The following is a 25,020-nucleotide window of genomic DNA, read 5'->3' as shown; positions in this document are numbered from 1 at the left end:
ATCCTACTTCACCCCCAATGTTTTCAATGTATTTTGAAGCGGATCCCCTAGTATCTCTGGCATAACTCCAATTGCAATAATACAAAAGATAAGCAGTAAGACAGGGACATACTCCCATCCATGTATATCAGATTTTGCTTCCCACTCTTTCTTTCCAAATGTCACTTGAAGTGTCGCCCTTAATACATATACAGCGGTTAAAATGATGCCAATCACACCGACTGCAGCAATGACGGGCTCTCCTTGAAATAAACCGAGAAAGGCAAGAAATTCGCTAACAAACCCAGACATCCCTGGTAATCCAAGCGATGCCATTCCTCCTGCTAAGAAGAAGCCGCTAAGTACTGGGACACTTTTTGCGAGTCCACCAAGCGCTGTAATGTCTGATGTTCCGAAACGTTGTTCTATAACACCGAGTAAGAAAAACAGCAAGGCTGCAATTAAACCGTGCGATACAACCTGGAATAACGCCCCTTGTGTACCCGGTGCATTAAGTGCCGCGAGCCCCATTAAAACAATTCCCATATGCGAAATACTAGAGTAAGCCAGTACTTTCCTAAAGTCCGTTTGGATGAGCGCTAAAAAGGCACCATATAATAAATTAATTACACCTAATATCGCAATTAGCGTTGCAACATCGTGAAAATATTCCGGGAATAGCCCTTTCCCGAAGCGAATAATACCGTACGCTCCAATCTTTAACAAAACACCAGCATGAAGCATAACTACAGCTGGATGCGCTTCTATGTGCACATTGACCATCCAGCGGTGCAACGGAAAAACAGGTAGTTTAATTGCAAAGGCAATCATTATGGCGATAAATACGCCAAGCTGCAAGCTACTTGGGATGACGAGTTCTCCTTCTGCACTTACGCTTCTTAATATCTCTTTTAGCTCCACAATATTTGTTGTACCTGTTTTCGCGAACAAAATCGAAAAAACAATGAGCAAAATAGCTGAGCCAATACCGTTATATATTAAATAACTATACGCAGCCTTTTCGCTCGACAATTTTCCCCACTTCCCAATCAATAAGAACATTGGTGGCAACGTAATTTCAAAGAAGATAAAAAACAACATTAAGTTTTGAGCAGCAAAGACGCCGAGCATCCCTATTTCTAGCATGAGTAACAGCATATAAAATGCTTTTAAATTTCTTTTAATAGAAAAGGCTGCAATTGCTGCAAGCATCGCTAGAAGAGCCGTCAGTACCATCATAACAAGCGATAAACCATCAATACCGAGCTCGTAATAAATAGAAAACCACCTTTTATCCACCGCTGTAAAATCTCCGAACTTAATCCATTTCACCTTTTCATCAAATAGTGACAAGCTCTTTCCAGAAGCATATGTACAAGCGAGGACGATAGCGATTCCAAATGGAAGTGCCGTCCCAAATAAGCCAAGCGCCCGCACTGTACGCAATTCCTTTTTCGGTGTTAATACAAGCAATAAAATTCCTAAAAGCGGGGAAAAAATGAAGAACGTTAACAACAAATCATTCATCGTAAATCCCCTCCCGTATAGAGCAAAATAATGACGAGTACAGCGAGCGAAACCGCCGTTACAGTACCGTACACTTGTACATTCCCGTTTTGAAGTTTCGATCCAAGATTACTTGTGCCTTTAACTACGCTTCCAATTAAAACTGCAATTCCCTCGACTACATACACTTCAAATAAGCGAAGCACATGAGCGATTCCTTTCGTAATAGGGATCACCGTCATATTGTATAGTTCATCCACATAATATTTTTCTTTCAAAATATTATAAAGCGATGTTTCCGTACCCCCAGCCCAATCTCTAGAAATTGATTTCTTGCCATATATGAAATATGCAAGAGCGATTCCCGCAAATGAAACGAGCGTCGCAACAATCATAATCCAAACTGGACCATGCACTTCTTCAACCTTAAACCCTACATCTTTCGTCAACCAATCTCCGAGAAACGTCCCAAACCATGGTGTATTTATATATCCTGCCACTACCGCAAGAACGCCGAGAACAATCATTGGATACGTCATAACGCGGGGCGACTCATGCACATCTTCCTTCGTCTTCGTTTCTCCGGTAAAGACAAGAAAGTATAGGCGGAACATATAAAACGCTGTCAAAAACGCCGCAATTACTGCTAAAGTAAATAAAACGTAATTGCCATTCATCCAAGTCGCCGCTAAAATTTCATCTTTGCTGAAAAAACCGGAAAGGAGCGGAACACCGCTAATGGCAAGGGTACCTATTAGAAATAGCGTACCAGTTACTTTCATCTTCTTCTGTAAACCGCCCATTTTATTAATGTTTTGCGTATGCACTGCATGAATTACACTTCCTGCTGCCAAGAATAGTAGTGCTTTAAAAAAGGCGTGTGTCGTTAAATGGAAGACACCGGCTACATAACCGGCAGAACCTAACGCGAGCATCATATATCCAAGCTGGCTAACTGTAGAATAAGCAAGTACTCTCTTTATATCTGTTTGCACAAGACCGATAGAGGCCGCAAAGATTGCAGTGAAAGCTCCAACGATTGCCACTGTCTGCATCGCTACCGCACTTGCCGAAAATAATGGGAACATCGTCGCTACTAAATATACGCCCGCTGCAACCATCGTCGCCGCGTGAATAAGTGCCGAAACAGGCGTTGGCCCCTCCATTGCATCTGGCAACCACGTATGAAGCGGGAACTGACCTGATTTCCCCATCGCCCCGATAAAAATTAATATCGCCGTTATCGTAATCATGTAAGGAGGTAAATCCCCTGTATAAATCGCCCTAAATATTGCGTCATATTCAAAACTACCTGCATACCAAAAAATTAAAATCATCCCGATAAATAAACCAACATCCCCAATACGGGTCATAATAAAAGCCTTTTTTGCAGCAGCCTTTGCTTCTTCTTTAAAGAAATAAAAACCGATAAGTAAAAATGAGCCAAGGCCAACTAATTCCCAAAATATATAAAGCTGTAATAAATTCGTTGATATAACAAGCCCTAACATCGCAAATGTAAAGAGTCCTAAATATGCGTAAAAGGTTGGTAATCGTTCATCACCTTTCATATAACCTTTCGAATACACATGTACAAGCAGACTCACAAGCGTAACGATAAACAACATTAAAGCTCCTAATGCAGTCACTTCAAAGCCGAATGATATATCAACATCTCCGGCTCTAAGCCACATCCACTTATGCTTCACACTTGCTTCTGAAAATCTTTCTATTAACACAAGTACCGCAAGTATAAAGGAGAGAGAGACGAAAAAAATACTAAGTACGCTGCTTCCTTCTCTAATTTTCTTCCCGAATATAATAAGTAACAAAAACGAAACGAGTGGGAAAAGCGGTATGAGCCATGCATAATCGATCATTGTTTCCTTCCCCCTTTTTCGGTCACAATGCTATCCTTTGAGAGTATCCATTTCATCCACCTGAACTGTCGTACGATTACGATACAAAGCAATTAAAATAGCGAGTCCTACCGCCGCTTCCGCTGCCGCTACAGCCATCGTAAACAGTGAGAAAATTTGACCTGTTAAATTCGGAAATAGGCCTAATTTACTAAACGCCACTAAGTTTAAATTGGCAGCATTCAGCATTAATTCGATACAAACTAATACGATTACTGTATTCCGCTTTGTTAAAGCTCCAAATAAACCGATGCAAAACAAAATAATCGCAAGTGTTAAATATGCAGAAGCCGGAACACTACTCATTGGAATCCTCCTCTTTCTCGTCCTTTTTCGCAAGTATAATCGCGCCAACAAGTGCTACAAGTAAAATAACTGAAGTTAGTTCAAATGGAATAATATATTTTGAATAGAGAAGCGTACCGATTTGGAGTGTGTTGTTTTCATGGAGAGGTAAACTTCCTTGTGTGCTTTCATTTGCAAAATCAACATTATTAACAGCGAAATACATAACCGCTCCAAATGCTACAACTGCAAAGAAGATAATCCATTTTCGAAGAGTAAGATGCGATTCATTTTCCGCGTTATGTTTCGTTAACATAATGCCGAAAATCATAATAATTGTGATTGCACCAGAGTAAAGTAAAATTTGTGCAACGCCTATAAATTCGGCTGATAAAAGAAAATACAAACCTGCAATACTGAGAAATGTCAGAACGAGAGCTAGCATCATGTGCATAACTTTCGTTAAGTTCAACATAAGAACACCGCCGATAATTGCAGACAAGGATAGTATAAAGAATGCTACAAACTCGCCATTCATGCCTTATTCTCCTTCCTGACGTTTTCGTCGTTTTCGTCAAGCCACTGCAAATTTTTAAATAAGTCATCACGTGAATATTCCGCGAGTTCAAAGTTATTTGTCATGACAATTGCCTCTGTCGGACAAACTTCTGTACATAAATCACAAAGAATACAAATTTCAAAATTAATATCATACGTGTCGATAATTTTTCCTTTTTTCGTAGGATCCGGATGTTTCTTTCCTGTTAACTGAATACAGTCTGTCGGACAAATGTTAGAGCATTGATTACAAACAATACATTTTTCCGGATAAAATTTTTGAATTCCCCGAAAACGGTCTGGCAACGGCAACGGTTGATTTGGATAATCATACGTTACCTTCTTCTTGCTTAAATTACTTAATGTATATTTTAATCCTTTAAATAGTCCTTTCATCTCTTACTGGCACCCCCCTCATAGATTAGAAGAATAACTCCTTAATCAATGCCGTTAAGAAAATATTTGCAAGTGCAATCGGCAATAATACTTTCCATCCAAACTCCATTAACTGGTCACCTCTTATACGCGGGAATGTAACGCGGAACCAAATTAATAGAAAGACTACACTGCTAAATTTCAAAGCAAACCATACGGCACCTGGGATAAATCCAAGAAACATGACTGGATTCCATCCTCCTAAAAAGAGCACTGTAATTAACGATGCCATCCCGAAGAAATATACGTACTCTGAAAGCATGAAAAACGCCCAGCGAAAACCTGAGTATTCCGTATGGTATCCAGAAACAAGTTCTGACTCCGCTTCTGGCAAATCGAATGGCGTCCTATTTAACTCTGCAACTGCTGCGATTAAGAAAACGACGAAGCCAATTGGCTGTACGAAAATGTACCAAACCTTCTCCTGCGCCGCTACAATCTCATTTAAATTCAGGCTCCCAGCTAGCAAAACGATACCAATTACACTCATTACAAGCGGAATCTCATAAGAAATCATTTGCGCCGCCGCACGCATCCCTCCTAAAAGGGAATATTTATTATTTGATGCCCATCCCCCAGTTACAACACCTATCGTCGTAATACCGGAAACAGCAATATAATAAAGTAGCCCGACTCCAATATCGGCAAATTGAAATTTATCAGTGAACGGGATAACTGCAAGCACCATAAATGCTGGTGCAAATGCAATGACAGGCGCTAATATAAACAGCGGTTTATCTGCTGCTTTCGGAATACTATCTTCTTTCAATAATAGTTTTAAAACATCAGCTACCGTTTGTAGTAAACCGAATCGGCCTCCAACCTGGTTTGGTCCAATCCGCCCTTGCATAAACCCCATCACTTTCCGTTCTGCCAAAATTCCATATGTAACGAAGCCAAGGACTGCAAATAGTAGAAGCACCGCTAATCCGAAAAAAATGAAGAAATTCGTCCAGCTTGAAGGTGATTGTAAGAGCGTCTCAATCATTAGCCATCAACCTCCCCAAGTACAATATCAACTCCACCTAAAATCGTAATTAAATTAGCGATGTTTTCACCTTTTAATAACTTCGGTAAAATTTGCAAGTTATAAAAAGATGGTCTACGAAACTTCAAACGATACGGCTCTTTCTTTCCATCACTTGCGATATAACAACCAATCTCTCCGCGCGGCGATTCGATACGTACGAACGCTTCTCCCTTAGGTGCCTTAATAATTTTCGGTACTTTTGCCAGCACAGCTCCATCTTTCGGGAACTGCTGAACCGCTTGCTCAACAATCTTTAAAGACTCCTCGATTTCTTGCATTCGGCAAACGTAGCGATCCCAAGCATCTCCCACGCTTCCAACAGGAATATCAAAATCAAAACGATCATAAATCGAATACGGCTCATCTTTGCGAAGATCCCAGTTTACTCCAGTGCACCGCAAATTTGCTCCGCTTAAAGAATACGAAATCGCTTCTTCCGCGCTATATATACCAACGCCTTTCACACGATTTAAGAAAATCTCATTACCGCTAACAAGATCATGATAACCTGCCAATTGCTCTCTCATATACGGCACAAACTCTTCCACCTTTTCAATCCAACCATCTGGCGCATCCCACTTCACACCACCAACTCTCATATAGTTAAAAGTAAGCCGTGCCCCACATAATTCATTTAATAAATTTATAATCATCTCTCGTTCACGAAACGCGTACAAAAACGGGCTGACCGCTCCTATATCAAGAAGATTTGTCCCCCACCAAACGAGATGGCTCGCAATTCTTCCAAGCTCCATCGCAAGTACTCGCAAGTATTCGGCACGCTCCGGAATTTCAAGCCCCATCATCGTCTCTACAGCATGGCAAATGACGTAATTATTCGTCATGGCTGATAAATAGTCCATTCGATCTGTATAAGGGATAATTTGCGTATACTGTAAGCTCTCAGCAATCTTTTCCGTCCCGCGATGCAAATACCCAATAACCGGTGTAGCTTCTTTAATAATTTCCCCGTCAATCTTAATTACGAGCCTGAACACACCATGTGTACTCGGATGCTGAGGTCCTACATTCAAAAGCATCTCTTCCGTGCGGATCATAACTACACCTCCACATCATACGGTTCATAGTCTTTCCTAAGCGGATATCCTACCCAATCATCTGGCATTAAAATACGCGTTAAATTCGGATGCCCTTTAAATACAATGCCGAGCAAATCGTACGCTTCTCTCTCCGGCCAGTCAGCCCCTTTCCAAAGCGCTGTCACAGACTCGACTTGCGGCGCTTCCCGGTCTAGCTTTACCTTCACCGCTACCGATTGTTTCTTACCATATGAAAACAAATGAACATACACTTCCATATGTGTCACAAAATCCGTCGCATGTAGCTCTGACATATAATCAAAAGCAAGTCCCTCATGGAATCGCAGTGACTCCATCACTTCATAATATTTTGCGGGATTCACCACAAGAGTTGGCACATCCTTTGACAATTTATTAATATAGGAATCTACTAATGCACCCTCTCCTAACTTCTCCCTAATAGCCTCAACATACTGATTTAAATGCGGTTGATTTACGGACGGTTCTTCCTGCTTCGGCCCATCCTCTTTCTTACCTTCAACTCCCTTTGTCTTCGCTCTTGCAGCTGCTGCTGCTTTCGCTTTTGCCACTGCAATTGCCTTGGCCTTTTCATCTCCCGAATCCGCATCACCTTGCGAGGCTTTCTGCTTCGCTTTTTCTTCTTCCGTTACTTCTTCTGTTCCTTCTCTTTTTTGCTTCGCTAACGCCGCCGCTTTTGCCTTGGCCGCCGCCTTCGCCTTGACTTTCGCTTTTTCTTCTTCCGTTACTTCTTCTGTCCCTTCTCTTTTCTGTTTCGCTAACGCCGCCGCTTTTGCTTTTGCAGCTGCTGCCGCCTTCGCCTTGGCTTTCGCTTTTTCTTCTTCCGTTACTTCTTCTGTTCCTTCTCTTTTCTGCTTCGCTAACGCTGCCGCTTTCGCTTTGGCAGCCGCTCCCGCCTTCGCCTTGGCTTTCGCTTTTTCTTCTTCCGTTACTTCTTCTGTTCCTTCTCTTTTCTGCTTCGCTAACGCTGCCGCTTTCGCTTTTGCAGCCGCTGCTGCACGTCGTTTTGCTTCTTCTATAGTAATATCATCATTTTTTGGTAGCGCTTTCTCTTTTTCTTGATCTTCTGCCTCAAGCTCACTTATTTCCGCCTCGTGTTTCGCTACAAGGCGTTTTCTCGCTTCTTCTTTTGCACGCCTAGCTGCTTCTTTTTTCAGATCCTCTAAATCTTTGTTTGGATTACTCATTTATTCGTCACCTGCTTCCCGGTCATTGCTTCGTAACGAATTTTTTCTTTTAATTTATTAATTCCATAAATTAAAGCAGCCGGATTTGGGGGACAACCAGGAATATACACATCAACTGGTACGATTTGGTCTACACCTTTCACAACAGCATATGAATTTACATACGGACCACCTGCTGTCGCACAAGATCCCATCGCAATAACCCATTTCGGTTCGGGCATTTGATCATATAAACGCCGAACAATAGGAGCCATCTTCTTCGTTACTGTTCCCGATACAATCATGACGTCCGATTGCCTTGGTGAAGTTCGAAAAAATGACCCAAATCGATCTAAATCGTAATGTGATGAGCCTACTCCCATCATTTCAATTGCACAGCACGCCAGTCCGAATGTCATCGGCCATAAAGAATTGCTCCTCGCCCATCCTTTCAACTGTTCCAATGTAGAAAAAAAGATATTTCGTTCTAATTCTGCTCGCTCATTTGGATGTAATTCCTCAAAATTTATAACCATTGTAACACCTTCTTTTTCCAAGCATACGCTAATCCAACTAGCAACATTACAACAAAGATGAGCATTTCAATTAATGCAAATAAACCTAGCTTGTCATACGCAACAGCCCAAGGATATAAAAATAAAGTTTCTACATCAAAGATCACAAACAATAAAGCGAAAATATAATAACGAGCATGAAACCGAATATTTGCATCATGAAAAGGCTCAATTCCACTCTCATACGTCGTCGCCTTTGCTGCACTTGGTTTATTTGGGCGCAGCATCCTTCCTAATGTAAGAGCCACTACCGGCAGCAATATACCTAATAGCAAGAAAATCAAAACGATCATATAACTATTTTCATATACACTTGCCATTGTGAAACCCTCCCCCCTAAATTAAGAACAAGTTCACATAGTAAACAATATGTCCTAGTTGCAGTAATTATTATTTTTAAATTTTTCTAAATAATACAACTATTCTAATCATTATAGCAAACTTCAAATTCCTATGTCGATATGTTGGGAGACAGAAACAAGAATTATTAAAATCTATCTTTACAACTTGCTATAATTGTGCAAAATAAATATAAAACTTATATATGCTTTTCAAGGAACCGTAGGTGATATAAATGAAAAAACAAACACATGTAAGTATTCTTATAAGCATTGTATTGCTGTCCATAACGCTTCACTACGTAGCGATGCCTTTTCTATATGAATACTCATTTCCTTTTCAGCTATTAATCGGAACGAGTACCCTATTAATTGATATTATCGCTTGTAGTTATATTCTTTACTTTTCAAACATGAAAGAAGGGCTACCTCGTTTATTTTGGATCATATTATCTGTTGGAGCTCTCTCTTATTTTATCGGTGATATAGTCGTTGCCTATCAGCGTTTAATTGTAAAGGACTTCTATACGTTCGTTGATCCGTCTGATTTTTTTTACTTACTTTTTTTAGTTAGTTTTGCATTTGCCTTTCTATACGAAATCATTTATAACCGAGATTTATTAGAAAAACTTTTTATGCTATGTGATATTTGTATTATCGTTACAGCCCAATTTACTTTAAGTTACTACTTACTTATTGAACGAACCATTCACATCTTTACAACATCCTATATCGACATATTTGTTCAACTTACCTATCCAATGGCTGATTTACTCTTTCTCTTAATAGGAATCAATCTTTTATTCAAACCACTATCCTTATTACCTAAAAAGGTTGGTGCTCTTCTTGGCAGTGCTTTAATTTTATATGCTACTACAGATGCGATTTATGCTTATATAAAATACTTCATACCAGAGTATTCTATGTTTACAGTTACTCCTTTCTATCAAGTAACCTTAGTACTAGTAGCAATTGCTTGTATTCTCCATACAAAAGAACCTGAAAAACAAGAACAAGTACTACTAACACTTAAAATTGGTGAAGCAATCCGATTATCATTACCGTATATTTCGGTAGTAGTGCTTATTGTTTTTATATTAGTCGAATACGTTTTTGCGCCTATTATAGTAATCGGACTTATAATAACTTTCTCTTTCGTTCTCATACGTCATAGTTTAGTTCGAAAACAAAATAAAATATTATTGCTAGCTCAAATGCAATTCAACTCAGAACTCGAGAAACAAATTGAACTACGTACAGAAGATTTAGTAGAACAGAAAAATGAACTCTATCATAATCAACAAATGTTTAAATCTTTATACGAGCATCATCCAGATCCAATCTTCACATTAGATTTGTACGGTAATTTTCTCAAAGTAAATAACGCTGGTACTACTTTACTTGGTTATCAAACGAATGAATTATTAAACCAGCCTTACTATTCACTCATATACGAAGAAGATTTAGAAGAAATGATTAACGCCTTTCATCGTGTAAAAAAGGGATATTCTATCTCTTTAGAAATACGAGCGTACCATAAAAACAGAGATATTTACTACTTGCACGTTACCGCCGTACCGATCTTTTTAAAGGAGAAAATTTCTGGGGTTTATTTAATGATTAAAGATATTACGGAAAGCAAACAACAACAAGAACAAATTAATTTCCTAGCATACCATGATACTTTAACAGAGCTTGCAAATCGTCGTGCATTTCATAAACATTTAGAACAGGCAATTGCACGAGCAAAAGTATCGAAAAAGCCTTTTGCTGTTATGTTTCTCGACCTAGACCGTTTTAAAGTTATTAATGATACCCTCGGTCATCGAGTAGGAGACCTATTGCTTATCGCAGTAGCAAAAAGGCTCGAAAGAATATCAACATCAAATATGAAACTCGCTCGGCTAGCTGGGGATGAGTTCACGATCCTTATCGAAAATTACAAAAAAAAGCCAGATGTCCAAAAAATGGCTGATATGATTGTAGCGGCCATGAATGAGCCATTTGAAATCGAAAATCAACATTTACAAATCTCACCAAGTATCGGAATTGCAATATATCCTGAAGCAGGTGAAGATCCACTATCCATTTTGCAGCATGCTGATATGGCCATGTACGAAGCAAAGAACAAAGGAAAAAACGGTAGCTCTCTTTACACGAAAGAACTGTACAAAAAAATGGAGCGAAAAGCTCGAATTGAAAAAGATCTGCCAATCGCTTTAGTAAACAAAGAATTTTATCTCGTTTATCAACCACAAATTGATACGACAACAAATAAAATTATCGGTGCTGAAGCTTTAATACGGTGGAAACACCCGCTATTAGGTGACATTTCACCATGTGAGTTTATTCCAATTGTAGAAGAGACGCCACAAGTAGTCCCACTTGGACATTGGGTATTACAAGAAGCTTGTCTCCAATTAAAAATATGGCATACCTTTGGCTACCAAAATTTAAAAATAAGTGTTAATTTATCTGCAAAAGAGTTCCGGCAAGATCAATTAATCGAAAACATTTCACAAATATTAAACGACGTGCAAGTCGACCCAAAATATGTAACCCTTGAGTTAACAGAAAGAATTGCAATGATTGACGAGAAAGAAACGTTATTAAGACTGAAGCAATTAAAAGAATACGGTATCCAAACTTCCATTGATGACTTCGGTACTGGGTATTCTTCTCTTGCTTATTTATCAATTTTTCCAATCGACACATTAAAAGTACCGAGAGAATTTACACAATTAGCTGATCATCGTCCTGAAGAACGAGCCATCGTTTCTACAATCCTTTCCCTCGCAAACACTTTAAATCTTTCAGTCGTTGCCGAAGGAATTGAAACCGAAAAACAACTTAAGTTTCTGCAAAAACATAAATGTAAATATATGCAAGGTTACTATTTCAGTAAACCACTTACTAGCAATCAATTTATAAAGTTTCTACAAAAAAACCCCAGTATGAACAAATAATTCATACTGGGGGTTTTATAGTGCTAAATATTTTTCTCATAATATTCTTCTGCGATCTCTTCGTAAAAAGCCGCAGATGTTGTGTAGAAATATGGAATTAACCATAAGAATCCAATCCCTAACGTAATACAACTTAATATAAACCAACCGATAAAACTTAAACATAAAATAAAATACTCCATCTTATGTCCATCCATCATATGACGACTTTCTGTAATAGCTTGGTTCAGTGAATACTCAGGATGATCGTTTATAATAAAGTATGTCATCGCATAAGAAAATGATTTAATAATACCTGGAATAATGAACAATAACGTCCATAAGAAAAGATAAAGATTTACTAATAAATATAATAAAAATGATTTTAGAAATCTCTTTCCCTCTGAAAACCAAATGAATACATTACCAATACTGGCTTGATTTTCACGAAGGATATTTAAACCAAGGTAATATCCACCTAAAGTTAACGGTCCAGTAACAAAAAATGTAAGAATATTCAATGAAAGTGAACCGTTTGTTTTTTGCCAACCAAAAATTAAAGAAAATCCCCAATCAACACTAAAATCAAAAGCTGTGATAAGAATTGAAATGAGCAGTGTAGCTCCAACAGCTAATCCCCATTTCCCTTCTAATGAATCTAGTGCTTCTCCTTTTAAATCACTAATCATGCGTAGCCTCGCCTCCTATACACAATAATTCTATTAGTATAGCATGTTCCTATTGCAATTCACCTTTTGAAATGTAACGATAAAAGTGTGCTGTCGTTGTATTCATATACGGACTAAGCCAAAGAAATCCTATTCCAAAAGTAAGAAGCGCTAAAACAGCCCATCCTATGAAGCTCAGCCACAAAAGAAACAAATCTAACTTATGACCCCTCATAAGATTCTTACTTTCCTTCATCGCCTGCGAAACACTATATTCTGGATTTTCAATCATCACATAGTACGTCAGTGCATAAGAAAAATACATCACAATCATACCAACAATTGAAATTGCTAATAGTACGAAGAAAGCTATTGTAAACGACAGATTTCCTTCTTCACCTAAGAATATGAATAAACCTGTTAACAACATCGGAATCCATGTACCTGTATATAATAAAATCGCAAGCATTGCCCACATTGTTTTCATCATTCTTTTAAAACCACGGAATCCTTCAAACAAGTAATCTACTTTAGCATCTTCTCGTTTACTAATTTGTAGAAACACATTCGTGTAACCGTATGAGGTAATACCATAAGATGCATTACTCAAAATAATCATTATGCAATAGAAAATCCCAAATGTAATAGCTGCTCCAATTGACATCGTTTCCGCCTCAACTGACCCAGCTAAGCTAACAACTAAGAAAAATATAATAATTCCTGGAATTAATAATATAAGCATTGCAGCCATCGAAACGACATAACTTAAAATAAAATATAAAATCGTTGATCCAACACCTAGTCCCCATTTTCCCTTTAAAGAGTACAATGCTTCTCGTTTCATTTCACCAATCATTGATTCATCTCCTTCATAAAATATAAATTGTTGTACACTTCTACTTATACAAGCATCAATATAATTATACCAGTTTTGTAAAATTATCCATAAAATACACAAAAAAAATCTGTAAGGGCAAGAGCCCTTACAGATTTTTTTATTTCATATCAGAAACGTTTAAACGGTTCACGGCACGTTGCAAGGCCATTTCTGCACGTTTAAAGTCAACATGTGCTTGTTTGTCTTGCATACGTTGCTCAGCGCGACGCTTCGCTTCATTTGCACGATGGATATCGATATGGTTTGCTTCTTCAGCAGATGATGATAATACAGTCACTTTATCTGGACGAACTTCGATAAAGCCACCGCTTACTGCTACATAATCAGTGTGTCCACCATTTTTCAGACGAACTGCACTAATTTTTAATGGTGCAACAGTTGGAATGTGACCTGGTAAGATCCCCATTTCCCCACTCTCTGCTTTTACACTTACCATTTCTACTTCTTTTTCGTAAACCGGTCCATCAGGAGTTACAATACTGACTGGAAATGTCTTCATACTTCGTCCCTCCTAAGGCCTTACGCCATCATTTTCTTCGCGTTTTCAATAACTTCTTCAATGCTACCAACAAGGCGGAATGCATCTTCTGGAAGGTCATCATATTTTCCTTCTAGAATTTCTTTGAAACCACTAACTGTATTTTTTACAGGTACATAAGAACCTTTTTGACCTGTAAACTGCTCAGCTACGTGGAAGTTTTGAGATAAGAAGAATTGAATACGACGAGCACGATGTACAACTAACTTATCTTCTTCAGATAACTCATCCATACCTAAGATAGCGATGATATCTTGAAGCTCTTTATAACGTTGTAAAGTTTGCTGTACTTGACGAGCTACTTCATAATGCTCTTCTCCTACGATTTCTGGAGAAAGTGCACGAGATGTAGATGCTAATGGATCTACGGCTGGGTAAATACCCATTTGTGTTAAACGACGCTCTAAGTTTGTTGTTGCATCTAAGTGAGCGAATGTTGTAGCTGGTGCTGGGTCAGTATAGTCATCGGCTGGTACATATACCGCTTGGATAGACGTGATAGACCCTTTATTTGTAGATGTAATACGCTCTTGTAATTGACCCATTTCTGTTGCAAGTGTTGGTTGGTAACCTACCGCAGATGGCATACGACCAAGAAGGGCAGATACTTCAGAACCCGCTTGCGTGAAACGGAAGATGTTATCGATGAACAATAGTACGTCTTGTCCTTGCTCATCACGGAAATGCTCAGCCATTGTTAAACCTGTTAATGCAACACGTTGACGTGCTCCAGGTGGCTCGTTCATTTGTCCGAATACCATCGCAGTTTTCTTGATTACGCCAGAATCGCTCATTTCGTGGTATAAGTCATTACCCTCACGAGTACGCTCACCTACACCAGCGAATACAGAGATACCACCGTGCTCTTGTGCGATGTTGTTAATTAATTCCTGAATTAATACTGTTTTACCTACACCGGCACCACCGAATAGACCGATTTTACCACCCTTAATGTAAGGAGCAAGTAAGTCTACTACTTTAATACCAGTTTCAAGAATTTCTACTTTAGTAGATAATTCTTCGAATGCAGGTGCTTGACGGTGAATTGGATCACGGTGTACATCCGCAGGAAGTTCACCATCTAAGTCAATTGCATCACCTAATACGTTGAATACACGACCAAGTGTTGCATCACCAACTGGTACAGAGATTGCTTTACCAGTATCTTCTACTTCTGTGCCACGAACAAGTCCATCTGTGGAAGACATCGCAACTGTACGAACTGTATCATCACCTAAATGAAGTGCAACTTCAAATGTTAAGTTCATGCTTCCGTTTTCGTTGCTTTGTTTTACCGTAAGGGCGTTGTAGATTTCTGGTAGCTTTCCGCCATCAAACTTAACGTCTACAACCGGACCCATGATTTGCGTAACGCGCCCTTTATTCATCGGGTTCCCTCCTAGCTTTCTTTTAATTAACCAGCTTTCTAAGCGAAGTCGGCTTTTAATTTTTTATTAGTTTAGCTACAGCGGTTAGAATGTTCGGTGGCTTCGCTTTTTCCTACGAGGCACAAATCGCCTCTACGTCAAAAGCTCCCTCCCCCTCTCATTCTGAACGAACCGCTTACGCCTTTTAATACTATTCTAACGCTGCTGCTCCACCAACGATTTCCGTAATTTCTTGCGTAATCGCTGCCTGACGCGCACGGTTGAATGAAAGTGTAAGTGAATCGATAACTTCCATTGCGTTGTCTGTAGCACTCTTCATTGCTGTCATACGCGCTGCGTGCTCACTTGCTTTACCATCTAGTAATGCACCGTACACTAAGCTTTCTGCGTATTGTGGCAATAATACTTTTAAAATTTCTTCTTCAGAAGGTTCAAATTCATAAGCTGTCGTCGGTTTGTCAGACGCCACATCAGTAAGCGGTAAAATTTTATTTTCCGTTACTTCTTGTGAAATTTTACTTACGTAATGGTTGTAGTAAATATACAGCTCATCATAAGCACCATCTGCGAACATCGCAATTGCTCGAGAAGCAAGATCTTTAATATCAGTAAATGATGGGTGGTCAGATAATCCAACTACTTCATCAATGATGTTAAAGCCGCGACGTTTTAAATAATCACGTCCTAGTCGTCCAAGTACAATAATTGAATATTGATTTGAATCCATATTATGACGTTCACGAATTACGTTACTTACTGTACGTAATACGTTACTGTTATAACCACCTGCTAGTCCGCGATCAGATGTAATAACGATGTATCCTGTACGCTTTACAGGACGCGCATTTAGCATTGGATGATTAATTCCTTTACTTCCTTGCGCAATGCTCGCTACTACTTCTTGAATCTTTTCCATATACGGAACGAAAGATTTAGCATTTTGCTCTGCACGGTTTAACTTAGATGCAGATACCATCTCCATCGCCTTCGTAATTTGACTCGTTTTCTTTGTCGAGGTAATCTTCGCTTTTATATCGCGTAAAGATGCCACAGGTTTTCACCACCTTTTTTCCGGAAGTTGGCACGATTAGTAAGAATCCTCTTCCTAATCTACGTTGCAAGATATTCTTGCTCATGATTGAAGGAAAAGAATAGGTGCACCTACTCTTTTCCTTTACATAACCGTCAGCAATCTCAGAAATTGAGATGCCTATATATATTATTATCTAGCTCCAGCGGCTTGAATGTTCGGTGGCTTCACTTCTTCCTACGAGGCAAAGACCGCCTCTTTGTCAGAAGCTCCATCCCCCTCACATTCAGGACGAGCCGCTTCCGCTTTTATTACTCAGAAGCTACGAATACTTTTTTAAATCCGTTAATTGCTGCTGCAAATTTGTCGTCATCCGCAAGTTTCTTAGTTGTGCGGATTTCTTCTAATAAGTCAGTCGCATTAGAATCTAACCAAGCATGGAATTCTTCTTCGAAACGAGTGATATCTACTACTGGGATATCATCTAGGAATCCACGTGTTAAAGCGTAAAGAATGATAACTTGTTTCTCTACACGTAACGGTTTGTGTAATCCTTGTTTTAATACCTCAACAGTACGAGCACCACGGTTTAATTTCGCTTGAGTTGCTTTATCAAGGTCAGAACCGAACTGAGCGAACGCTTCTAACTCACGGTAAGATGCAAGGTCAAGACGAAGTGTACCTGATACTTTACTCATTGCTTTAATCTGAGCAGATCCACCTACACGAGATACAGAAGTACCCGCATCGATCGCTGGACGTACGCCAGAGAAGAATAGGTCAGATTGTAAGAAAATTTGTCCATCCGTAATAGAAATTACGTTTGTTGGGATGTATGCTGATACGTCCCCTGCTTGTGTTTCGATGAAAGGTAGTGCAGTTAAAGAACCGCCGCCTCTTGCATCACTTAATTTTGCTGCACGCTCTAATAAGCGAGAATGTAAGTAGAATACATCCCCTGGATAAGCTTCACGACCTGGAGGACGACGTAATAGTAATGACAGCTCACGGTAAGCCGCTGCTTGTTTTGATAAGTCATCATATACTACTAATACGTGTTTACCATTGTACATGAACTCTTCACCCATTGTTACACCAGCATAAGGAGCTAAGTATAATAATGGAGCTGGTTGAGAAGCAGATGCAGTTACAACGATTGTGTACTCTAATGCACCGTGCTTACGTAGTGTTTCTACTACATTACGTACAGTTGATTCTTTTTGTCCGATAGCTACATAGATACAAATCATATCTTCATCTTTTTGGTTAATGATTGTATCAAGTGCAACTGCTGTTTTACCAGTTTGACGGTCACCGATGATTAACTCACGTTGACCACGGCCAATTGGTACAAGAGCGTCGATCGCTTTAATACCTGTTTGAAGTGGCTCATGAACAGATTTACGATCCATTACACCTGGTGCTGGACTTTCGATTGGACGAGTGTTTGTTGTATTGATTGGGCCTAAACCATCAACTGGTTGACCTAATGGGTTTACAACACGACCAATTAGTTCTTTTCCTACTGGTACTTGCATGATGCGACCAGTACGACGAACTTCGTCACCTTCACGGATTTCTGTGTAAGGTCCTAAAATGATAATACCTACGTTGTTTTCCTCTAAGTTTTGTGCTAGTCCCATAACGCCGTTAGAGAACTCTACAAGCTCACCAGCCATAACGTTATCAAGACCATGAGCACGCGCAATACCGTCACCAACTTGGATAACTGTACCAACATCACTAACTTCGATTTCAGACTGATAGTTCTCGATTTGTTGCTTTATCAGTGCGCTAATTTCTTCAGCTCTGATGCTCATGTGCTTCACCCCTATCTATTCTTCATTAATTCACGCTGAATACGTGCTAATTTTCCTTGTAAACTTCCGTCATAAATGCGATTTCCAATGCGTACTTTAATTCCGCCTAGTAAATCTTCATCTACAACATTTTTCACGCGAATTGCATCTTTTCCCGTTCTCTTTGCAAATGCTTCTGCAATGTTAAGCTTCTCTTCTTCAGATAGAAGACGAATAGAATATACAGTTGCATCCGCTACGTTACGTTCTTCATTAGCAAGAACAACATATTCATCTGCAATTTCAGGTAAGATATCAATACGCTTGTTATCAATTAAAATATATAACGTATTTAAAATTGATTCAGAAACAGATCCGAATACGTTTGCAAGAAACGTTTTCTTCTGCTCTTTTGAAATGTTCGGTTGCGTTAAAAAGCTATGTAGTTCTCCGTTCTTTACATAAACGTTTTGTACAAGGCGTAATTCTTCTTCAAACATTTCTAATACGTGTTTTTCTTTTGCAATTTTAAAAAGAGCGACAGCATAACGTTTTGCTACAATCCCATTGCTCATCGCGCTTCTCCTACTTCTTTAATATAATCGCGAATTAACTTAACTTGATCTTCTTCTTTTAATTCTTTTTCAATTACTTTAGAAGCAATTTGAACAGATAAAGAAGCGACTTGTTCTTGTAAAGCAGCAATCGCTTGCTCTTTTTCGCGTTGAATTTCTTGTACAGCAGATGCTTTAATTGACTCTGCTTCTTCTTTCGCAGCAGCAACAATAACATCCTTTTGATCTACAGCTTGTTTTTTCGCTCTTTCGATTAACTCTTGTGCTTCAACACGCGATTGTTTTAACATTTCACGTTGTTCTTCTACTAACTTCTTCGCTTCAGCGTTACTTCTTTCTGCAGCGTCGATTTCATTAGTAACATGCTCTTCACGTTCTTTCATAATTCCCATTAAAGGACCCCACGCAAATTTGCGTAGCATTACTAATAGAATTAAGAAAATGAACAATGTATAAGCAATCGTTCCAAATGGAATGGCAGCTCCTAATAATAAAGTTGGCACAAGGATTCACTCCCTTCAAAATATCTAAATTGATCATATGAAAAAAAAAGACATACGTTTCGTTCATAAAGCAATGGCGAAGAAAGTTCGGAAAAACACTCTTCGCCATCTATGTAAGGGGAGTCTCCCTTATTTGTTCATTACGATGAATGCAATAACTACACCGATGATTGGAAGTGCCTCAACTAAAGCAACCCCGATGAACATAATTGTTTGAAGTGCGCCTTTTAATTCTGGTTGACGAGCAACACCTTCGATTGTACGTGATACGATAAGACCGTTACCAATACCTGCACCTAATGCTGATAAACCAATTGCAATTGCAGCTGCGATTACACCTAAACTCATTTAATTTGTCCTCCTTTGTATTATAAAAAAATAAATTTTTTCTTACTTAAATTATATTAATGGTCATGACTTACTTTATGAGCCATATAAACCATCGTTAACATAACGAAAATAAATGCTTGGATTGATCCAACGAATACACTGAATCCCATCCATGCTAACATTGGTACAAGCGCACCTAATGCTCCAAGGAATGATGCCCCGCCTAACTTAGCAAGTAATCCTAATAAGATCTCACCTGCATAAATGTTACCGAATAAACGAAGACCTAACGTTAATGTGTTAGCAAACTCCTCAATAACCTTTAATGGGAATAAGAATTTCATAGGTTGGAAATAACCTTTAACATACTCTTTCGTACCCTTCATCTTAATTCCATAATAATGGGTGAGGGTAACTACCATCACGGCTAATGTTAATGTAACTGCTGGATCAGACGTTGGTGACCTCCACCATGCAATATGTTCGCCAGCTTCAGTTGCTGAATACATGAATGGTAAACCAAGGAAGTTCGATACGATGATAAACATGATAAGCGTAACGCCAAGCGTTAAGAAACGTCCACCTGTTTTCCAGTCCATCGTACTATTGATAATCCCTTTCACGAAGTCAAACACCCATTCCATGAAGTTTTGCATCCCGGTTGGGCGAAGGGCTAAGCTGCGAGTTCCGATAACAGCGATTAAGAAAACAATAACTGCTGCTACAGTAACCATCATAACTGATGACAAATCGAACGTTAAACCTAGAAATTCAACTAATTTACCGTGTTCCACTAGTAATTCACCTCTCTTCCCTGCTCTTATACTCTAAATAAAGAAAATCTATGATCATGACAAGGTATCCTGTCAGCAATCCTACACCTAAGCCCCACATCGCAATTAACTCTTGATATTTGGCTGCAAATAAAATTAATAACCCAATCGTGGCGAATCTTGAATATGTACTTACAGCTGTCGCCTTAAACTTCACGTTTTCTCCATTTGTTACGCGATCTAACAGCTTGTCTGTTCTACGTGCAATGATGCGCAAACTAAGAAAACTGAAAATCGTTCCGATAATCAGCCCAAGAAATACATCCTTGTAAGAGGTAAATCCCCATCCTAGCACTAGAAGCGCAAGCAAGTAGTACATATATTTCTTTTGTCTTTGGACAAGTCCATGTACGTCTATCATCATTGCTCTCCCGAATAGTAATGTCGAATGAGTCGAATCATTGCGTATACCCCTGTTCCTAACCCGAGTAATAACCCTATAATAAGAAACAATGGAAACGTTCCAACCTTATTATCAATCCACTGCCCACCAAAGATTCCAACAAGTATAGAACCGACTAACTGAGCAAGAATTCCTGACATTAAAGCATATGCTTTTATATGGCTGCGATCGTTTTTTTGCAAGGATTCATCCCTCCAATATGTAACCCTCATTCACGATGTGTTAATAATAACTCATTTTTTTGCATAAATCCTATACAAAACAAAAAGTTTACATTTTCGTCACGGAATAGATGTAATTTTGTCACTGAAAGCCCTACCATCTATCCCCGTTGTTAGCATACAATAGGGTATTAACAGTGTCAACGAGAAATCGTAAAAAATCTAAAAATTTGAGTATTAGGCATTTCCTCCCAAAAATGAAAACGTTCCCCTTCTAAATACTGGTTACATATATGCAATTTCTAACAGTTTTCTCTTTATAATAGAAGGAAATGTTCACAAGTTTGTCACTATTATATTTTCGAGATATAACGCTTTCCTTCCATAATATAGTGTTCCTCAGACGTAAGACTTCTATATTATATGTGATGTGTATGCAACTTATGTTGTATATACGATGTATATTTATCCTCCCCCTCCCCTACTTGCTTACAGCAAAAAAAACGAGCAAGGGAATCTCCCCTGCTCGTCAGTTGTCTTACTTCGTTCCGAATAAACGGTCACCAGCATCACCAAGACCTGGTACTACATATCCGTGGTCATTTAATTTCTCATCTAATGCTGCTACATAAATATCAACATCAGGATGTTCTTCTTGTACTACTTTTACCCCTTCTGGAGCTGCAACGATACACATTAATTTAATTTGTTTCGCACCGCGCTTTTTCAGAGAGTTAATTGCTTCAGCCGCAGAACCACCTGTTGCTAACATCGGATCTAGTACGATAAAGTCACGCTCTTCTACATCCGTTGGAAGTTTCACATAGTATTCTACCGGTTGCAATGTTTTAGGGTCACGGTATAAACCAACGTGTCCTACTTTTGCTGCTGGAATTAATTTCAGAATTCCATCAACCATTCCTAAACCTGCACGTAAAATCGGAATTAAACCAAGTTTTTTACCAGCGATCACTTTTGTTGTCGCTTTGCTTACAGGCGTTTCAATTTCGATGTCCTTAAGCGGAAGGTCGCGAGTAATTTCGAAAGCCATTAAGCTTGCTACTTCGTCCACTAATTCACGAAAATCTTTCGTACCTGTATTCTTATCGCGAATATATGTAATCTTATGTTGAATTAACGGGTGATCAAATACATACAGTTTTCCCATGTGAATCTCTCCTTTAGATGATATTCATGCGTTTGCACGCTTTTTTACACTATTTACGATTGTAAAGAAAACGCTACTAATATTCAAGGGCAAATTTGGCAAAATCATGATTTTACGATGAATCTATCTAGTATCTTTACCAATTATGGGAGCTGTATCCTTCATTATATCGCCAAAATTTATTCACGATTTGGATACATACTTTAAAAATAATATATGTCCACAAAAAAGACCGCCAAAACAATTAAGTCTCGGCAGTCTTCTTCAATCTATTATAGATTTGGATACATTGGGAATTTGCTAGTTAACGCTTCTACACGCTTACGTACTTCTTCTAATGCAGCTTCATTTTCATGATTTTTTAATGTATAAGCAATAAGTGACGCAATTTCATCCATTTCTTCTAAACCGAAACCACGAGATGTTACAGCTGCTGTACCGATACGTACACCACTTGTTACAAATGGGCTTGCTGTTTCAAATGGAATTGTATTTTTGTTCACTGTAATACCAACTTCATCTAATACGTGCTCTGCTACTTTACCTGTGATTTCTAAGTTACGAACATCAATCAAGATTAAGTGATTGTCTGTTCCGCCAGAAACAAGTGTAAGTCCTTCTTTTTGAAGACCTTCAGCTAAGCGGTTCGCATTGTTAATGATATTTTGTGCATATGTTTTGAAATCATCTTGAAGTGCTTCACCAAACGCAACAGCTTTTGCAGCGATTACGTGCATAAGTGGACCACCTTGAATACCAGGGAAGATTGATTTATCAATTTGTTTTGCAAATTGCTCTTCACATAAAATCATACCACCACGCGGGCCACGTAACGTTTTATGTGTTGTCGTTGTAACGAAATGTGCATGTGGTACTGGATTTGGATGTAAACCAGCAGCTACTAAACCAGCGATATGTGCCATATCAACCATTAAATAAGCGCCCACTTCATCTGCAATCTCACGGAATCGCTTGAAATCGATAACACGAGGGTATGCACTTGCACCTGCAACGATTAATTTTGGTTTATGTTCTTTCGCTTTTGCTAATACATCATCGTAATTAATACGGTGAGAGTCAGCATCCACGCCATATTCTACGAAATTATATTGTACTCCACTGAAGTTAACAGGGCTTCCGTGTGTTAAGTGACCACCATGAGATAAATTCATACCAAGTACTGTATCGCCTTGCTCTAAAATCGTGAAGTATACTGCCATGTTCGCTTGTGCACCAGAGTGTGGTTGAACATTTACGTGCTCTGCGCCGAAAATTTCTTTCACGCGATCACGTGCGATATCTTCTACTACGTCTACGTGTTCACAGCCACCATAATAACGTTTTCCAGGATATCCTTCAGCATACTTATTCGTTAAAACAGAACCTTGCGCCTCCATTACTGCTTCACTTACGAAGTTTTCCGAAGCAATTAACTCAATCTTCGAACGCTGTCTTCCTAGTTCTGCCTCAATTGCAGCAAATACCTTTTCATCTTGACGTTTTAAATGATCCACCAAAATCCCCCTTTTCTGAACGAATTACATCAATTCCCAACAGTTTTTTCTTATTTATTCAGAAAAAACGAAAATTCAGGTTGTAATTCTTTCGAACCTTCATGTTTTCAACTACATTCTAACATGACTTTCTATATCATAAAAGAAAAAAAAGACCGAAAATCGGTCTTTTCTTTCTTCTACTATAAAGTCAGACAACATACCTTTTACCTTATGATAAACAGCTACTATATGACTTCCTAATTTCTCATCTTTAACTGCAAGTGGTAGTCTCTTCCGCCACCGCGTAAACAGCACGTGCTCCACCTATTAGTTTTCCACGTGTTTTGGCCATCGTTACATGTGCACTTCCAATTGCCTTCACACTTGTACGAACCGGAACAGCTACATGTTTTAAATGCATACCAATAAACGTATCACCAATATCCATTCCTGCATCTGCTTTAATAAACTCAACTACTACCGGATCTTTCAAATTGTGATACGCATATGTCCCCAATGCACCACCTGCTGATCTAACAGGCGTAACTGTTACAATTTCAAATTGATATTTTATCGCTACTTCTCTCTCAACCACTAAAGCACGGTTTAAATGCTCACAACATTGAAACGCTAATTCAATACCTGTTTGCTCTTGAAATTGTTTTAACTCAGAAAAAATCGCCTCTGCTACTTCCATCGTTCCTGATGTTCCAATTCTTTCGCCTAGCACTTCGCTCGTGCTACAACCCACTACAAAAATTTGACCGCTTTGTAATGAAGCTTGTTCTTGGAAATCAGAAAGCGACATTTGTAGCTGTTCTCTTACCTTTACGATTTCTGTCATTACGCCTCTTCCTTTCACAGGTTGGTTCACCAAATTATATTTCACACTACTGATAGTTAGAATCTATTACTTTGTTTCGTATGTTTTAATTTTTCCTACGCGGTTTTCGTGACGACCACCTTCATAGTCAGTTGTTAACCAGATTTTCGCGATATCACGCGCTAGACCAGCACCAATTACACGCTCGCCCATTGCTAGCATGTTAGTGTCATTATGCTCTCTCGTTGCTTTCGCGCTGAAAGTATCATGAACTAACGCACAACGGATACCATTTACTTTGTTTGCTGCGATTGACATACCAATGCCTGTCCCACAAACTAAAATACCACGATCCACTTCACCATTCGCTACCATTTCAGCTGCTGGAAACGCAAAGTCAGGGTAATCAACAGAACCAGCTTCACATTCACAACCTAAATCAACATATTCAATATTTAACTCTTCTAATAAATTTACAAGTTCTTTGCGGATATTCATACCGCCGTGATCAGATGCTATTACTACTTTCATTTTTACCCCTCCAAAGTTTCAATCAATTATCTTCATTTCACACTCGCTACCTCAATAGGAC

Annotated in this window: 28 protein-coding genes; 1 reads left to right on the top strand and 27 read right to left on the bottom strand. The window is 38.9% G+C overall.

The features are described 5' to 3' along the window. Nucleotides 1-3: 3 nt before the first annotated feature. From ACTJJY_RS11405 to nuoA, 10 genes are read right to left on the bottom strand one after another with little or no spacing between them, the layout of a single operon-like run. Nucleotides 4-1,506, bottom strand: a complete 1,503-nt coding sequence (locus ACTJJY_RS11405) for an NADH-quinone oxidoreductase subunit M (RefSeq protein ID WP_063549153.1) — start codon at nt 1,504-1,506, stop codon at nt 4-6. Beyond that, nucleotides 1,503-3,365, bottom strand: a complete 1,863-nt coding sequence (nuoL, locus tag ACTJJY_RS11400; protein WP_440605533.1) for an NADH-quinone oxidoreductase subunit L — start codon at nt 3,363-3,365, stop codon at nt 1,503-1,505. Before nuoL ends, ACTJJY_RS11405 begins: the two co-directional genes overlap by 4 nt. A 30-nt stretch (nt 3,366-3,395) precedes the next feature. After that, complete coding sequence (gene nuoK, locus ACTJJY_RS11395; protein ID WP_000100079.1) at nt 3,396-3,710, bottom strand: NADH-quinone oxidoreductase subunit NuoK; 315 nt, start codon at nt 3,708-3,710, stop codon at nt 3,396-3,398. Then, nucleotides 3,703-4,227, bottom strand: a complete 525-nt coding sequence (locus ACTJJY_RS11390) for an NADH-quinone oxidoreductase subunit J (protein WP_422423051.1) — start codon at nt 4,225-4,227, stop codon at nt 3,703-3,705. The genes nuoK and ACTJJY_RS11390 overlap by 8 nt, the downstream gene beginning before the upstream one ends. Continuing rightward, on the bottom strand, nt 4,224-4,643 hold the full coding sequence (gene nuoI / locus ACTJJY_RS11385; RefSeq protein WP_000677191.1) for an NADH-quinone oxidoreductase subunit NuoI: 420 nt from the start codon (nt 4,641-4,643) through the stop codon (nt 4,224-4,226). Before nuoI ends, ACTJJY_RS11390 begins: the two co-directional genes overlap by 4 nt. 25 nt (nt 4,644-4,668) lie before the next feature. After that, nucleotides 4,669-5,670: an NADH-quinone oxidoreductase subunit NuoH gene (gene nuoH / locus ACTJJY_RS11380; protein WP_000573426.1), complete on the bottom strand. Its 1,002-nt coding sequence runs from the start codon at nt 5,668-5,670 to the stop codon at nt 4,669-4,671. After that, a complete protein-coding gene (gene nuoD / locus ACTJJY_RS11375) occupies nt 5,670-6,770 on the bottom strand; it encodes an NADH-quinone oxidoreductase subunit NuoD (protein ID WP_000621434.1) in 1,101 nt (366 codons plus the stop codon). The genes nuoH and nuoD overlap by 1 nt, the downstream gene beginning before the upstream one ends. 2 nt (nt 6,771-6,772) lie before the next feature. After that, nucleotides 6,773-7,978 carry an NADH-quinone oxidoreductase subunit C gene (locus ACTJJY_RS11370; protein WP_440605532.1) on the bottom strand — a complete coding sequence of 402 codons (1,206 nt, stop codon included), beginning with the start codon at nt 7,976-7,978 and terminating at the stop codon, nt 6,773-6,775. Further along, nucleotides 7,975-8,493: an NADH-quinone oxidoreductase subunit NuoB gene (gene nuoB / locus ACTJJY_RS11365; protein ID WP_023523556.1), complete on the bottom strand. Its 519-nt coding sequence runs from the start codon at nt 8,491-8,493 to the stop codon at nt 7,975-7,977. The genes ACTJJY_RS11370 and nuoB overlap by 4 nt, the downstream gene beginning before the upstream one ends. Next, a complete protein-coding gene (gene nuoA / locus ACTJJY_RS11360; protein WP_000179273.1) occupies nt 8,484-8,852 on the bottom strand; it encodes an NADH-quinone oxidoreductase subunit NuoA in 369 nt (122 codons plus the stop codon). Before nuoA ends, nuoB begins: the two co-directional genes overlap by 10 nt. Before the next feature lie 254 nt (nt 8,853-9,106). Between nuoA and ACTJJY_RS11355 the strand changes: the two genes are divergently transcribed. After that, nucleotides 9,107-11,836 (top strand): EAL domain-containing protein, encoded by a 2,730-nt coding sequence (locus ACTJJY_RS11355; RefSeq protein WP_440605531.1) that lies wholly within the window; start codon nt 9,107-9,109, stop codon nt 11,834-11,836. Between the two features lie 23 nt (nt 11,837-11,859). Here the strand turns inward: ACTJJY_RS11355 and ACTJJY_RS11350 are convergent, their stop codons facing one another. The 17 genes from ACTJJY_RS11350 to rpiB form a co-directional block, all read right to left on the bottom strand. Beyond that, nucleotides 11,860-12,504, bottom strand: coding sequence for a DUF975 family protein (locus tag ACTJJY_RS11350; protein ID WP_440605530.1), 645 nt, complete (start codon nt 12,502-12,504; stop codon nt 11,860-11,862). A gap of 49 nt (nt 12,505-12,553) precedes the next feature. Continuing rightward, nucleotides 12,554-13,339: a DUF975 family protein gene (locus ACTJJY_RS11345; RefSeq protein ID WP_440605529.1), complete on the bottom strand. Its 786-nt coding sequence runs from the start codon at nt 13,337-13,339 to the stop codon at nt 12,554-12,556. A gap of 139 nt (nt 13,340-13,478) precedes the next feature. Beyond that, the gene (atpC, locus tag ACTJJY_RS11340) at nt 13,479-13,880 is read right to left on the bottom strand and encodes a F0F1 ATP synthase subunit epsilon (RefSeq protein WP_000847214.1); all 402 of its coding nucleotides are present in this window, start codon (nt 13,878-13,880) and stop codon (nt 13,479-13,481) included. Nucleotides 13,881-13,900: 20 nt separating this feature from the next. Continuing rightward, nucleotides 13,901-15,307: a F0F1 ATP synthase subunit beta gene (gene atpD / locus ACTJJY_RS11335; RefSeq protein WP_001032596.1), complete on the bottom strand. Its 1,407-nt coding sequence runs from the start codon at nt 15,305-15,307 to the stop codon at nt 13,901-13,903. A 190-nt stretch (nt 15,308-15,497) separates the two neighbouring features. Beyond that, complete coding sequence (atpG, locus tag ACTJJY_RS11330) at nt 15,498-16,358, bottom strand: F0F1 ATP synthase subunit gamma (RefSeq protein ID WP_000157703.1); 861 nt, start codon at nt 16,356-16,358, stop codon at nt 15,498-15,500. 290 nt (nt 16,359-16,648) lie between these two features. Continuing rightward, nucleotides 16,649-18,157: a F0F1 ATP synthase subunit alpha gene (gene atpA, locus ACTJJY_RS11325; protein ID WP_000027521.1), complete on the bottom strand. Its 1,509-nt coding sequence runs from the start codon at nt 18,155-18,157 to the stop codon at nt 16,649-16,651. 11 nt (nt 18,158-18,168) lie between these two features. Beyond that, on the bottom strand, nt 18,169-18,711 hold the full coding sequence (gene atpH / locus ACTJJY_RS11320; protein ID WP_000064682.1) for a F0F1 ATP synthase subunit delta: 543 nt from the start codon (nt 18,709-18,711) through the stop codon (nt 18,169-18,171). Next, nucleotides 18,708-19,214, bottom strand: coding sequence for a F0F1 ATP synthase subunit B (atpF, locus tag ACTJJY_RS11315; RefSeq protein ID WP_001142615.1), 507 nt, complete (start codon nt 19,212-19,214; stop codon nt 18,708-18,710). Before atpF ends, atpH begins: the two co-directional genes overlap by 4 nt. Nucleotides 19,215-19,343: 129 nt before the next feature. Further along, nucleotides 19,344-19,562: a F0F1 ATP synthase subunit C gene (gene atpE, locus ACTJJY_RS11310; protein WP_000052064.1), complete on the bottom strand. Its 219-nt coding sequence runs from the start codon at nt 19,560-19,562 to the stop codon at nt 19,344-19,346. A gap of 56 nt (nt 19,563-19,618) precedes the next feature. Beyond that, nucleotides 19,619-20,338 carry a F0F1 ATP synthase subunit A gene (atpB, locus tag ACTJJY_RS11305; protein WP_000399870.1) on the bottom strand — a complete coding sequence of 240 codons (720 nt, stop codon included), beginning with the start codon at nt 20,336-20,338 and terminating at the stop codon, nt 19,619-19,621. Nucleotides 20,339-20,345: 7 nt separating this feature from the next. Beyond that, on the bottom strand, nt 20,346-20,738 hold the full coding sequence (locus tag ACTJJY_RS11300; RefSeq protein ID WP_000567600.1) for an ATP synthase subunit I: 393 nt from the start codon (nt 20,736-20,738) through the stop codon (nt 20,346-20,348). Further along, nucleotides 20,738-20,962 carry an AtpZ/AtpI family protein gene (locus ACTJJY_RS11295; RefSeq protein WP_001171223.1) on the bottom strand — a complete coding sequence of 75 codons (225 nt, stop codon included), beginning with the start codon at nt 20,960-20,962 and terminating at the stop codon, nt 20,738-20,740. The genes ACTJJY_RS11300 and ACTJJY_RS11295 overlap by 1 nt, the downstream gene beginning before the upstream one ends. A gap of 26 nt (nt 20,963-20,988) precedes the next feature. Beyond that, a complete protein-coding gene (locus ACTJJY_RS11290; RefSeq protein ID WP_000232962.1) occupies nt 20,989-21,102 on the bottom strand; it encodes a DUF4024 domain-containing protein in 114 nt (37 codons plus the stop codon). Between the two features lie 377 nt (nt 21,103-21,479). Further along, nucleotides 21,480-22,109, bottom strand: coding sequence for a uracil phosphoribosyltransferase (gene upp, locus ACTJJY_RS11285; protein WP_000517539.1), 630 nt, complete (start codon nt 22,107-22,109; stop codon nt 21,480-21,482). A 272-nt stretch (nt 22,110-22,381) separates the two neighbouring features. Continuing rightward, on the bottom strand, nt 22,382-23,623 hold the full coding sequence (gene glyA / locus ACTJJY_RS11280) for a serine hydroxymethyltransferase (RefSeq protein ID WP_000349806.1): 1,242 nt from the start codon (nt 23,621-23,623) through the stop codon (nt 22,382-22,384). Nucleotides 23,624-23,876: 253 nt separating this feature from the next. Next, nucleotides 23,877-24,449: a TIGR01440 family protein gene (locus ACTJJY_RS11275; protein ID WP_000136377.1), complete on the bottom strand. Its 573-nt coding sequence runs from the start codon at nt 24,447-24,449 to the stop codon at nt 23,877-23,879. Nucleotides 24,450-24,515: 66 nt separating this feature from the next. Then, a complete protein-coding gene (gene rpiB, locus ACTJJY_RS11270) occupies nt 24,516-24,959 on the bottom strand; it encodes a ribose 5-phosphate isomerase B (RefSeq protein WP_000869539.1) in 444 nt (147 codons plus the stop codon). Between the last annotated feature and the right edge of the window lie 61 nt (nt 24,960-25,020).

This window comes from Bacillus sp. 22475, assembly GCF_052044835.1.
Lineage (GTDB): Bacteria > Bacillota > Bacilli > Bacillales > Bacillaceae_G > Bacillus_A > Bacillus_A cereus.
This window is presented reverse-complemented; position numbering and strand designations above follow the sequence as displayed.